The following is a 12,299-nucleotide window of genomic DNA, read 5'->3' as shown; positions in this document are numbered from 1 at the left end:
GGCTCGTTACGCTGACCGCGTGCCTCCAGCGCCTGCCGGTCCCGCGTCGTCGGTCACCCCTCGCTCCTCCGCGGGCACCGGGCCTCGCCCCGCACCCGGCGTGCTGGTCCTGCTCCGCCACGGCCAGAGCACGTACAACGCGGGCGACCGGTTCACGGGTCTGCTCGACGTCCCGCTCTCGGACCGGGGCGTCGCGGAGGCACGCCGTGCCGGCGACCTGCTCGCGCACGCCGCGGCGCTGCACTCGGAGCTCGCACCCCGGCGGGTCGTGACGTCGCCGCTCGTCCGCGCGTCCGGGACGGCGGCGATCGTCGCCGCGGCGCTGCCAGGCCCGCCGCCCCTGGAGGTGGAGTGGCGGCTCGTCGAGCGGCACTACGGCGCGTTCACGGACACGCCGCGCGAGGTCGTCCGACGCGAGTTCGGCGAGGAGGCGTACTGGCGCTACCGCCGGTCGTACGCGCACCGACCGCCCGCGCTCGGGCCCGCCCACCCGGCCCGCGCAGCCGTCGACGACGTCCTGCTCCGCCTGCCCGACGCCGCCCGCACCGGCCTGCGCGCGGACACCGAGTCGCTCGCCGACGTCGTCGAGCGCCTGCGTCCGTTCTGGGCCGCGACCGCCACCGCGCTCGCGCGTGGCGAGTCCCTGCTGGTCGTCGGGCACGGGAACTCGCTGCGCGCGCTCTCGGTGCTCGTGGACGGTCTCGCGCCCGAGGAGGTGGTGAACCTCAACGTCCCGACCGGGCAGCCTCTCGTGCGCCGGTTCGTCCGCCGGGCCGCCGTCGGAGCGTCCGGCGATCAGGCGGTGGCCGGCAGCACCGACCCCGACGGGATCGTGCCGCTCGTGCGCGGCGGGACGTACCTCGACGCCGACGGCGCCGAGCACGCGCTCGCCGACCTCCAGGCCCGCGGCGGCACCTGAGGCCGGGCTCGACGCATCCCTGTCCCCCGTGCGAGCTACGCCATCTGCCCACTCCGGGGCGATGTGTGCCGCACCCCGTCGTCGCTAGTTTTTCGGCAGAAGCACGAGCCACCGCGGACGCGGTGCGCCGAGCCGATCCGAAGGACGAGGGCGATGAGCACAGCACGAAGCGTCGAGATGTCCGGCCGGCCACGAGGCCGCCGGTTCGCCATGGCACTGATGGCCGCGACGCTGGCGGTGACCGTCACGTCCGCCTGCAGCGATGCCGCGCACGAGGAAGACCTCCCGGCGCCCGCGGACCAGGTCGAGGCCGCCGCGATCGAGTGGGGACCCTGCCCGGCGGCGGCGTCGGGAGTGGTCCGGGATCCCCGACAGACCTGCGCGACGGTCGAGGTCCCCCTGAGCTACGACGAGCCGGACGGCACGTCGATCGGGGTGGCGATCTCCCGGCTTGCTGCCGCCGACCCCGAGAAGCGGCACGGCGTCCTGCTGCTGAACCCGGGCGGTCCCGCCCTGTCAGGTCTCGACATGCCCGGCACGATGGCTCCGACGCTGCCGCAGTCCGTCCTGGACGGCTACGACCTGATCGGCTTCGACCCGCGTGGCGTCGGGCACAGCACCCCGCAGAGCTGCGGTCTCGAGATCGCCGGGGTGCCGGGGCACTTCCCCTATCCCGCGGCGGACGGCTCGATCGACGCGAACGTCGAGCTGGCTCGCACGGAGGCCCAGAACTGCGCCGCCACGGCCGGAGAGGACCTGCGGTACTTCACCACCGCCAACACCGCTCGCGACCTGGACCGCGTCCGCGAGGCGCTCGGCGAGGAGAAGATCTCCTACTGGGGCCAGTCCTACGGCACCTACCTGGGTGCCGTCTACAGCTCGCTGTACCCGGAGCGGACCGACCGCATGGTCCTCGAGGGCAACATCGACCCCACCCAGGTCTGGTCCGGCGTGGTGGCGGGCTGGGGCAAGGGCATGGCCGAACGGTTCCCCGACGCGGCTGCCGTCGCCGCGGCACAGGACGACACCCTCGGGCTCGGCGGCACCGTCGACGAGGTCACCCGGACCTATCTCGCGCTCGCGGACCGGCTCGACCGTGAGCCGGCGCCGGTCCCGGGCACGCAGCAGTCGATGGACGGCGCGCTCCTGCGCACCGTCACATATGCCCTGCTCCTCGACGACGAGACCCTGCCGATCCTCGCGCAGGTCTGGAAGGCCGTCGCGAACCTCGCTGACGGCCGGCTCACCGCGGCCGACAGCGAGGTGCTCACGCAGGTGTTCGCCGAGACACCGCCCACCCCCGGTGTCCCCGCGGACAACCAGGCGACCATGTTCCTGGCACTCACGTGCGGCGACGCCGAGTGGTCCCACGACGTCGCCGACTACGCCGCCGACAGCGCCGCTCACCGCGAGGCCTGGCCGCTCACGGCGGGCATGCCGGCCAACATCTGGCCGTGCGCCTTCTGGGAGGCTCCGATCGAGGAGCCGGTCACCGTGACCGACGAGGGGCCCGGTGACATCCTGATCCTGCAGAACCGCCGGGACCACGCCACGTCCTGGGACTCAGGACAAGGTCTGCGCGAGGCCCTCGGCGACCGTGCCGCCCTCGTCGGTGTCGACAACGGCGGGCACTCCGTCTACGACGCGGGCTCGGCCTGCGCCGACGGGGCGACCACCGACTTCCTGACCACCGGCCACCTGCCGGACGAGGACGTCTTCTGCACCGACGTCGAGCGAGGCTGACACGACCGGCGCGGACGAGGTCAGTCCCAGCCGCTCGGGAGCGCCTTGGCCTGCAGCTCGTCGGCGCGTCGGCACGGGGCGGTTCGCTGCTCTTGCCCGAATTCACCCACCCGTCCCCGTCCGGTTCGCGCCGTTCGCCCTGCCGCGCGGGCCCGGTCCTGGCCATACTGAGTCATGACCGAGGCGCAGGCGATCCGCGAGCTGGTCGAGGCGGGGCTCGCCGGACCGACGGCGGACGAGTCGTTCGACCGGTTCGCGCGCCTCGTGCAGCGCCAGCTCGGTGTCCCCACTGCGCTCGTGTCCCTGGTGCTCGAGGACGAGCAGGTCTTTCCCGGCGCCCTCGGTCTCCCCGAGCCCTACCAGAGCCGACGGCGCACCCCGCTGACCCACTCGTTCTGCCAGTACGTCGTGGACGACACGCAGCCGCTCGTCGTCGCGGACGCCCGGGACGTGCCGCACCTCGCCGAAAACGGCGCGATCCACGACCTGGGCGTCGTCGCCTATGCGGGGTTCCCCATCTTCGACCCGCGGGGACGCGCCGTCGGCTCGCTCTGCGCGATCGACGGGCAGCCGCGGCCCTGGACCGACGCCGACCTCGCGACGCTCGCGGACCTGGCGGCCGCGTGCACGTCGGAGCTGCGGCTGCGGGTGGCGCGCGAGCGCGCGCGCCGGATGCAGCGGGTCGCCCTCACGGCGAACCGGCGGTCGCGTCTCCTGCTCGACCTCTCGGAGACGTTCGCCGCCGCGCAGTCGGTGGGCGACGTCGCGGAGCGCCTCGCCGCGGTCGGGGCCGGGATCGGCGCCCGGTACGCGGGCCTCGCGACGCTCGACCCGGCCGGCGTCCGGCTCACCTACACGACGCTCGACCACCTGGAGCCCGGCGTGCCACGCGCCTTCCGGCGGATGCGCCTCGACGAGGCGCGCGGTGCGAGCGTCGCGGCCCGCACGCGCGAGCCCCTCTTCTTCCGTGACCACGCCGCGTACTCCGAGACGTTCCCGGAGGCTGCCGCGATGATCGAGCCCGACGGCGTCGAGGCGCGCTGCTTCCTCCCGGTCTTCTCCGCGACGACGCTGCTCGGCGTGGTGGCTCTCGCGTGGGACCACCCGCAGGACTTCGACGACGACGCCGTGAAGACCCAGACCACCATCGCCACGTACGTCGGCCACGCGCTCGACCGGGTCCGCCTGCTCGAGGAGCGGCACCGCGTCGCGACGACGCTGCAGGCCGCGATGCTCACGGCGCTGCCCGAGATGCGCAGCGTCGAGCTCGCCGCGACGTACGCGTCGGCGACGCGCACGGACCAGGTCGGCGGGGACTGGTACGACACCGTGGTCATCGACGACGACGCATGCGTCCTGATGATCGGTGACGTCACGGGCCACGACATGCGCGCCGCAGCCCAGATGGGACAGCTCCGGTCGATGCTGCGCACCTTCGCGTGGTGCCAGGACGAGCCGCCCGCGACCCTGCTCCGCCTGCTCGACCGGGCGAACCGCGGCCTGTCGCTGCACGCGAGCGGCACGGCCGTCGTCGCGCGGCTCGACCGCACCCCCCACGGGTTCGACGTCGTGTGGTCCAACGCGGGCCACCCGGCCCCTCTCGTGCTGCGCGCGGACGGCGAGGTCGAGACGCTCGACGCCGCGCCCGACCTGATGCTCGGCGTCCTGCCGGGCGCGGCCCGCCACGACCACCGCGCACGCCTGCTCCCCGGCGACACGCTCCTGCTGTACACCGACGGGCTCGTCGAGCGGCGCGGCACGTCGTACGGGGACCGGCTCGCGAGCCTGCGCGAGGTTCTGGCCGACCAGGCCGGCGTCTCGACGTCGGCCCTCCCGGACGCCCTCGTGCGCCGGCTCGTCGCGGGCTCCCAGCGGGACGACGTCGCGGTGCTGGCGCTGCGCGTCCGGCACACGATGCCGCACCCGCCGCGCCCGGGCCGGCCGGGTACGGTGCGCCGCGACGTCCCGCACACGTCGGCCGCGATCGGCCAGTCCCGGCGCTGGGTCGACGACGTGCTGGAGAGCTGCGACGTCGCGCCGTCGGTCCGTCGGGTCGCGATGCTCCTCACGAGCGAGCTCCTCACGAACGCCGTGCAGCACGCCCGGCCCCCGGTCGCGGCGTCGGTCGAGGTGGGGCACCGGGTCGTGCGCGTGGGCGTGCGGGACGGGTCGAGCGAGAGGCCACGCCTGCGGTCGCCCGAGCCGCACGAGACGGGTGGTCGAGGGGTGCAGTTCCTCGAGCGGTGCGCCCTGCGCTGGGGGGTCGACGCCGACGCCGACGCCGAGGGCAAGACCGTCTGGTTCGAGCTCCCCACGACCGACTGACACCTCTGTGCGGTGTGGGAAGCGCCGGGTAGCGTGTGGTGTGGGCCACATCCGGCCCCGATGCTTCCACCCGCACTCGGAGAGGCAGCCCTGCCATGACCGACCTCGTCACCCCCGTCGACACGGTGGAGGGATCCCTCGCGCCACGTCCCGCGAACCCGCTGCCCGCCCACGAGGAGCTGGACGTCGTCCTCGACGGCTACCGCCGCGAGCTCACGGGCTACTGCTACCGGATGCTCGGCTCGGCCTTCGAGGCCGACGACGCGGTGCAGGAGACGCTGCTGCGCGCCTGGCGCTCCTACGGCCGCTTCGAGGGCCGGTCGAGCCTGCGCTCGTGGCTCTACCGGATCGCGACGAACGTCTGCTTCGACGCCCTCGGGGCCCGCAAGCGCCGCGAGCGCCCCATGGGCCTCGGCGGACCGCAGCCCGCCGAGGTGGAGAACCTGGGGCAGGTCCTGCCCGAGGAGACGTGGGTCGAGCCCGTGCCCGACGACCGCGTGCTCCCCCACGACGGGGACCCCGCGCAGGTCGCGGTCGGGCGCGAGAGCATCCGGCTCGCGTTCGTCGCGGCGCTGCAGTACCTGCCGCCGAAGCAGCGCGCGGTCCTGCTCCTGCGCGAGGTCCTGCGTTGGCAGGCCAGCGAGGTGGCCGAGCTGCTCGACACGTCGGTCGCGTCCGTGAACAGCGCGCTGCAGCGGGCCCGCGCCACGATGGCGGCCCGCGCGCACTGGAGCAGTGCGGAAGCCGACGACGACGACGCCGAGCAGGGCGGTGGGCACGGCCCGGCCGGTCCCGCCGAGCTCCCCGGGAACGTTCCCGGGGACGAGCAGAGCCTCGGGGACGAGGAGAAGCTGCTGCTCGAGCGCTACCTCGACGCGTTCGAGCGCTACGACATGGACGCGCTCGTGGCGATCCTGCACGCCGACGCCACGCTCTCCATGCCGCCGTACCCGCTGTGGATGCGCGGCACGGAGGACATCGTCCGCTGGATGGTGGGCCCGGGGTGGGAGTGCGAGGGCTCGCGCCTGCTCCCCGTCGCGGTGAACGGCACGTTCGGCTTCGGCCAGTACCGCCGCGCCGAGGGCGGCGGGTACGAGCCGTGGGCCCTGCAGGTGATCGAGACGAGGCGCGGCCGCGTCGTGGGGATCAGCGCGTTCCTCGACACGGCCGCCTGGTTCCCGCTCTTCGGGCTGCCTCCGCGCCTCGACTCCTGACGCGCCTCGACTCCTGACCAGGCTCGGCGTCGTCAGTCGAACGTCTCGAGGAGCGTCTGCCGCTCTCCCTCGGTGAGGTTCGTGGCGACCAGCTTCCCGTGCGCGCCGTGGAACCGCTCGCCGACGGCGTCGAGGTCCCCGTCCTCCGTGACGACGAACAGCGCGGAGGTGCCGGGGGTGACCCCCTCGCGGATCCGCTCGAGCTGGTCCTTGTCGATCCCGACGGCGGCCATGGCCTTCGACGTCGCCCCGATCGCCGCGCCGGCGGCCGCACCGAACAGGGGGACGAAGAAGATCGACCCGAGGAGAAGTCCCCAGAACGCCCCCCAGCCGGAGCCGCGCCACGTGTCCTGGTGGCCGTGCCGCGTCGTCGGCTTCGTCGCGCCCTCGGGCCACGTCACGACCGCGGTGTCGACGAGACGGACATGCCCCTCCGACGCGGCGGAGTGCAGGATGCCGGACGCCGTGTCGGCCCCCGCAGGTGTGTCGAAGCTCCAGACGGTGAAGGTCGCCATGGTCGTCCTCCGGTCCTCTCGTGCTCGGTGCGGCCTGGGTGGTGGGGGGTCAGCCGAGGAGCTTGGCCTTGGCGGCCGCGAACTCGGCGTCGCTGAGCACACCGGAAGCGTGCAGCTGGCCGAGCCGCTCGATCTGCGCCAGGAGGTCGCCCCCGCCGGACGCCGGGGCCGCGGGTGCGGCCGGAGCGGCGGCGGCTGGCTGCGCGTACTGGGCGGCGGCCTGCTGCGCGGCCGCCTCGATCCGGGCCTGCTCCTGCTGGGCCGCGGCCTGCTGCGCCTCCCAGGACTGCTGCTGGCGGTTCGCCTGACGGCGCGAGACGGCGCCCGCGGTGGCCTGGGCGGTGCCGGCGATGACGGCGGTGCGGGCGGCGGTCCCGATGAGGCCGGGACGGCCCATGCGACGGATGGGCATGGTGGTTCTCCTTCGGGTGTGACGTGCTGGCTGGGTGGTGGCCGGGTCGTGCTGGCTGGATGGGTGGTGACCGGGTCTCCCGTCCGGGCGGCTCGTCAGTCCCCGGCGAGCGCGAGGTCCGCGACCTCGTTGACGACCTCCGCGGGGATGCGCTCGCTGAACAGCACGACGCCGCCCGCGTCGCCGGCCGCGCCGACGACCCCGCGGGCCCACGTGTGCTCCACGACGAGGACGAGCGCCGAGGTGCCCGGGGCGAGCCCGGCCGCCACCTCGTCGAGGTCCTCCTCGCCGGCGAGCCCGGCGCTCGTGAGCTGGAGGTCGGTGATCTCGATCTCGTCGCCGAGGTCCGTGAGCTCGAGGAACTCGACGTCGCCGTTCTCGGACCGGCGCACGACCGCGAGATCGAGGAGCGTGACGGTGCCTTCCGCGAGGACGTCGGCGACGGCGGTCTGGACGCCGGACGGGATCCGGTCGGAGGGGAACGCGATCGCGACGATCTCGACGGGACCGAAGCTGGAGCTGGCCATGGGTTTTCTCCCGGGTGTCTGAGGGGCGTACGAATCTCGGAGGGGTTCGGGTGGGCCGCGCGGCACGGCACGCCGTGCGGGCGAGAGGGCGGTGGTGCCGCCTCAGCGAGCGGCGCGCTCGGCCTCGTCACCGTGGACGACGAGCGCCCACAGGACGAAGACGTCGAGCAGGATCGTCACGATCGACCACCAGGGCGTGACCTGGAGGGTCGTGAACTGCGCGACGGCGTTGAGGACGACGAGCACGATCGCGACGAACCGCGCCCAGCCCTTGCCCGCGAGGAGCGCGAAGCCGGTGAGGACGAGCAGGAGGCCGATCACGAGGTGGATCCATCCCCACGTGGAGACGTCCAGCACGACGACACCCTGGTCGGTGACCCCGACGAGACTCTTCGGGGAGAACACCGCGACGAGCCCGCTGATGGCGTTGAACAGACCCAGGGTGACGAGCACGATGCCCGCGAACCAGATCCAGCCGACCCATGCCGACACCTGCGACGACCGTGCCATTCCGTCACCTCTCGAGGGTTCTCGGACCTCTCGACGGCCCAGGCTCGCGGCCGTCGACGTGCGCGGGACGATCGTGGCACCGATGGGGCGGTTCGGCATCCGGTGCGTCCTGCGCGCCGGTCCGTGGGCCCGGCGCTACGTTCGTGCCATGACGACTCCCGCAGCGCCGTCGGCCGGCCCGTCGCCGGACGTCCCCTGGTCGGACGCGGCCGACGACGGCACCCGGCCCGTCCAGCACGACTCGCGCCGCCCCCCGCGCTGGGTCCCTCGCGCCCTGGTCATGGGCGTGGTAGCGGTGTTCGTGGCGGTCTTCGCCTGGTATGCGCTGGGGCAGCTCCAGGGCCTCGGGGTGAACATCCTCATCGCATTCTTCATCGCGCTCGCGCTGGAGCCCATCGTCGTGTGGCTCGTCCGGCACGGGTGGCGCCGCGGGGTCGCCGCGGGCGTGTCCCTCATCGGCTCGATCGTCGTCGTCCTCGTCGTGCTCGCCCTGTTCGGGAACCTGTTCGTCCAGCAGCTCATCCAGCTCGTGCAGACGCTCCCGGCGGTCTACGAGGACATCCGGGGGTTCGTCGAGGAGCGGTTCGACGTCGTCGTCCCCGAGTCGGACGAGCTGCTGCGCCAGGCGTTCGAGCAGTTCGGCCAGGACGTCGCCTCCGGCGCGCTGCTCGTGGGGACCACGATCATCGGCGGCATCTTCGCCGCGCTGACCATCCTGCTGGTCACGTACTACCTGCTCGCGGCGGGGCCGAGGTTCCGCGCGGGGGTCTGCCGGTGGCTCACGCCGAACCGTCAGGAGGAGGTGCTGCGCCTGTGGGAGATCACCCAGGTCAAGGTCTCCGACTTCATCAACTCGCGCATCGTCCTCGCGGCGCTGTCGAGCGTCTTCACGCTCGTGTTCCTCATGATCGTGGGGACGCCGTACGCGCTCCCCCTCGCGGTGTTCACGGGCGTCGTGTCGCAGTTCGTCCCGACGATCGGCACCTACATCGGCGGCGCTCTCCCCATCGCCGTCGCGCTCACGTCCCAGGGCGTGCCGCAGGCGGTCGCCGTGCTGGCGTTCATCGTCGGCTACCAGCAGCTCGAGAACCTCTACTTCTCCCCCAAGGTGTCCGCGCGCGCGCTCGAGATGAACCCCGCGGTGAGCTTCGTCGTCGTGCTCGCGTTCGGCGCCGTGTTCGGGGCCCTGGGGGCGTTCCTCTCGCTCCCGATCGCGGCCACCATCCAGGCCGTGGCGAACACGTACCTGCAGCGGCACGAGCTCATCGACTCCCACCTCCTGCACGACCCCGGCGAGGAGGGCGGCGACGAGAGAGCTCCCCGTCGCCGCAAGAACCGTCGCGCCGCCGAGGAGGCCGCGCGCACGGTCGACGAGCGGCGGGCGGACGGCGTCGAGTAGACCCGACGCCGTCCGCCCGCCGTCGCCGTCGCGATCAGAGCGTGGCGATGCCGTCGCCGATCATCTTCGCGCCGATGACGAGCAGGAGGACGGCCATGACCACGGCGTTGTTGTGGATCAGCCAGGCCTTGAGGCCGTCGAGGAGGTCGGCTGCCCGCGTCCCCATCGACACGTAGATCACGACGGGCGTCGCGACGCCGAGGCTCGCCACGACGGCGAACACGACCGCCGCGACGACGCTCACCGTCGTGTCCCCGCCCGCGGCCGACCCGATCGCCGCACCACCCGAGACGGCGAGCAGCAGGTTCTTCGGGTTGACCGCGCCGAGCAGCACGGCGAGCCCGAGCGCCTTGACGGGCGTGAACGAGTCGATCGCGGCCATCCACTTCGGCGCCGGCGGCTCGACGTCATCACGCGGACGCCCGCGCCACTGCCGCGCCGCGACGAGCAGCAGGAGCAGGCCGAGGACGATCTTGACCCACGCGACCCACTCGGCGGGCCCGCCGGAGTCCGGCGCGGCCGACCCCGCGAGCAGCGCGACGACGAGCGCCACGCCACCCACGGCGACGAACCATCCCAGGAGGAACGCGACGGCGTTCGCCTTCGCCTTCCCGCTGGTGAGCATCAGCACCACGGCCACGATCGGCAGCGGGCTGATCATCACACCGACGGCCACCGGCAAGGACTGGCCGATCGCGGCTCCCACGGTGAGCTCCCCGGTCCCGGTCCGCTCAGGCGTTCTCGTCGAAGGCGGCGCGGAGCTTCGCCTCCTCGTCGGCGGACAGGTTGGTCTGGATCAGCTCGCCGTGGATGCCCTGCTCCTGCAGCGCGTCGTGGACCCGGTCGAGCACCGCGCCGGACGTGAGGACGAACAGCGCCGACGTCCCGGGCGTCACCTTGCTGCGCACCGAGTCGATGAAGTCGTCGTCGATCCCGACGTCGGTCAGCGCCCCGGCGATCGCGCCGGACGCGGCACCGATCGCCGCGCCGATCAGCGGGATGAAGAAGATCAGCCCGAAGAGCAGGCCCCAGAACGTCCCGCCGAGCGCTCCGGCCGCCGTCGTGCTGTTGCCCTGCTTGGTCTTCGGCTTCTTCTTCCCCTCCTCCCAGGAGACGATCGCCGCGTCCTGCACCTGGACGAGCTCCTGCTTCTGCAGCGCGAGGAGAGCCTCCTCCAGGCGCTCCGCACCGTCGGGGGTGTCGAACTTCCACACGGTCAGAGTTGCCACGTCGTGCCTTCTTCCGTCGTTCGCTTCCGGTGTCGTCGTACGTCCGCCGCGGCCCGATCACGCCCGGCGCGCGGCGACTCGACGCTATGGCGGAGGTCGGTGGACCGCCACCGGAACGACGCGCCCGCCCGAGCCTCCGGATGCACCCCCACCGCTGGCGTGATTCCCTTCCCGTGTGCCGACGGATACGCCGACGGGCGGGCCGCGCCCCCTCTCCACCCGGCACCTCCTGCGCCTCGTCGTGCCGTCCCTCGTGGTCGGCGCCCTGAGCGCGGTCTCCCTCGTCGCGCTGTCGGCGCTCGCCACGTGGATCCAGCACCTCGTGTGGGACCGGCTGCCCGACGCGTGGGGCGTCACCACGACGGAGACGTGGTGGACCGTCCTGGTGCTCACCGTCACGGGACTCCTCGTGGGCGCGACCGTCCGCTGGGCACCCGGGCACGCGGGGGTCGACCCGGCGACGACCGAGCTCGTCGCAGCGCCGCTGCCGATGCGGACCGTGCCGGGGCTCGCCGTCGCGCTCGTCCTGGGCCTCGCGGGCGGGGTGAGCCTCGGCCCGGAGAACCCGATCATCGCGATCAACGTGGCTCTCGCCGTCTGGCTCCTGTGCCGTCCCCGCCTGGGCGTCCCCGTGCCCGGAGCCGTCGGTCTCGCGACGGCGGGCACGATCGGCGCGATGTTCGCGACGCCGCTCGCGGCCGCGCTCGTCCTCACCGAGACGTTCGCGGAGCGCGGGGAGCGTGAGGGCCCGCTCTTCGACCGGCTCTTCGCGCCGCTCACCGCCGCCGGCGCGGGGGCGATGACCATGGTCGTCTTCGAGACCCCGACGTTCGCGATCGACCTCCCCGAGTACCCGGGGGTGCAGCCGGGCGACGTGGTCGGCGCCGTCGTGGTGGCGGTCGTCGCCGCTCTGATCACGCTGCTCGCCGTCCTCGCCTTCCCGGTCGTCCACACGGCGTTCCACCGGCTGCGGAGCCCGGTCCTCGCGCTCGGCGCCGCCGGCCTCGTCCTCGGGCTGCTCGGGGTGCTCGGCGGCCCGCTCACGCTGTTCAAGGGCCTCGAGGAGATGAAGGAGCTCAGCGCCGACGCCGACGAGCTCGCCTGGACCACGATCCTCCTCATGGCGCTGGTCAAGCTCGTCGCGCTCGTCGTCGCCGCCGGAGCGGGCTTCCGCGGCGGGCGGATCTTCCCGACCGTCTTCATCGGCGTCGCGCTCGGCCTCGCGGCGTCGTCGCTCGTCCCGGCCGTGCCGGCAGCGGTCGCGGTGTCCGCGGCGGTCCTCGGGTCGGTGATCGTCGTGAGCCGGGACGGCTGGCTCGCGCTCTTCATGGCCGCCGTCGTCGTCGGGGACGCGCGCCTCCTGCCGGTGCTGACCCTCGCGGTCGTCCCGCTCTGGCTCGTCGTCCGTCAGATGCGCCCGATGCACGTCCTGCCGGCCGACGACGGCCGGCCCGAGTTCGCGGCGCTCGCTCCGCGCCCCTGAACGGGTCCACCCGGTCGTACCGG

Annotated in this window: 12 protein-coding genes; 6 read left to right on the top strand and 6 right to left on the bottom strand. The window is 73.5% G+C overall.

All coding sequences use genetic code 11. The features are described from left to right. Positions 1-19 precede the first annotated feature (19 nt). The 4 genes from AC4H2G_RS19835 (at position 20) to AC4H2G_RS19820 (ending at position 6,201) form a co-directional block, all read left to right on the top strand. Entirely contained in the window at positions 20-919 is a 900-nt protein-coding gene (locus tag AC4H2G_RS19835) for a 2,3-bisphosphoglycerate-dependent phosphoglycerate mutase (RefSeq protein ID WP_494367459.1), read from the top strand. A gap of 153 nt (positions 920-1,072) precedes the next feature. After that, positions 1,073-2,662: an alpha/beta hydrolase gene (locus AC4H2G_RS19830; RefSeq protein WP_494367458.1), complete on the top strand. Its 1,590-nt coding sequence runs from the start codon at positions 1,073-1,075 to the stop codon at positions 2,660-2,662. A 174-nt stretch (positions 2,663-2,836) separates the two neighbouring features. Next, positions 2,837-4,987 (top strand): SpoIIE family protein phosphatase, encoded by a 2,151-nt coding sequence (locus AC4H2G_RS19825; RefSeq protein ID WP_494367457.1) that lies wholly within the window; start codon positions 2,837-2,839, stop codon positions 4,985-4,987. A 95-nt stretch (positions 4,988-5,082) separates the two neighbouring features. Next, the gene (locus AC4H2G_RS19820; protein ID WP_494367456.1) at positions 5,083-6,201 is read left to right on the top strand and encodes a sigma-70 family RNA polymerase sigma factor; all 1,119 of its coding nucleotides are present in this window, start codon (positions 5,083-5,085) and stop codon (positions 6,199-6,201) included. A 32-nt stretch (positions 6,202-6,233) separates the two neighbouring features. Here the strand turns inward: AC4H2G_RS19820 and AC4H2G_RS19815 are convergent, their stop codons facing one another. From AC4H2G_RS19815 to AC4H2G_RS19800, 4 genes are all read right to left on the bottom strand, one after another. Beyond that, positions 6,234-6,716 carry a DUF1269 domain-containing protein gene (locus AC4H2G_RS19815; protein WP_494367455.1) on the bottom strand — a complete coding sequence of 161 codons (483 nt, stop codon included), beginning with the start codon at positions 6,714-6,716 and terminating at the stop codon, positions 6,234-6,236. A gap of 49 nt (positions 6,717-6,765) precedes the next feature. Next, positions 6,766-7,128, bottom strand: coding sequence for an SHOCT domain-containing protein (locus AC4H2G_RS19810; protein WP_494367454.1), 363 nt, complete (start codon positions 7,126-7,128; stop codon positions 6,766-6,768). Between the two features lie 95 nt (positions 7,129-7,223). Then, positions 7,224-7,655, bottom strand: a complete 432-nt coding sequence (locus AC4H2G_RS19805) for a DUF6325 family protein (protein WP_494367453.1) — start codon at positions 7,653-7,655, stop codon at positions 7,224-7,226. Between the two features lie 102 nt (positions 7,656-7,757). After that, entirely contained in the window at positions 7,758-8,165 is a 408-nt protein-coding gene (locus AC4H2G_RS19800; RefSeq protein ID WP_494367452.1) for a DUF7144 family membrane protein, read from the bottom strand. A 148-nt stretch (positions 8,166-8,313) separates the two neighbouring features. On the opposite strand from AC4H2G_RS19800, the gene AC4H2G_RS19795 reads away from it, so the two are divergent. After that, positions 8,314-9,564, top strand: coding sequence for an AI-2E family transporter (locus tag AC4H2G_RS19795; protein WP_494367451.1), 1,251 nt, complete (start codon positions 8,314-8,316; stop codon positions 9,562-9,564). 34 nt (positions 9,565-9,598) lie between these two features. On the opposite strand, the gene AC4H2G_RS19790 is transcribed toward AC4H2G_RS19795, so the two are convergent. Together AC4H2G_RS19790 and AC4H2G_RS19785 are read right to left on the bottom strand one after the other, a co-directional pair. Then, the gene (locus tag AC4H2G_RS19790; RefSeq protein WP_494367450.1) at positions 9,599-10,270 is read right to left on the bottom strand and encodes a GAP family protein; all 672 of its coding nucleotides are present in this window, start codon (positions 10,268-10,270) and stop codon (positions 9,599-9,601) included. Positions 10,271-10,295: 25 nt separating this feature from the next. Beyond that, entirely contained in the window at positions 10,296-10,793 is a 498-nt protein-coding gene (locus AC4H2G_RS19785) for a DUF1269 domain-containing protein (RefSeq protein ID WP_494367449.1), read from the bottom strand. Between the two features lie 175 nt (positions 10,794-10,968). On the opposite strand from AC4H2G_RS19785, the gene AC4H2G_RS19780 reads away from it, so the two are divergent. Then, positions 10,969-12,276 carry an ion channel protein gene (locus tag AC4H2G_RS19780; protein WP_494367448.1) on the top strand — a complete coding sequence of 436 codons (1,308 nt, stop codon included), beginning with the start codon at positions 10,969-10,971 and terminating at the stop codon, positions 12,274-12,276. The last annotated feature ends 23 nt before the right edge of the window (positions 12,277-12,299 follow it).

This window comes from Cellulosimicrobium sp. BMG9.23 (assembly GCF_059159985.1).
The sequence above is the reverse complement of the archived record's forward strand: the minus strand, read 5'-3'. Positions and strand labels throughout refer to the sequence as shown.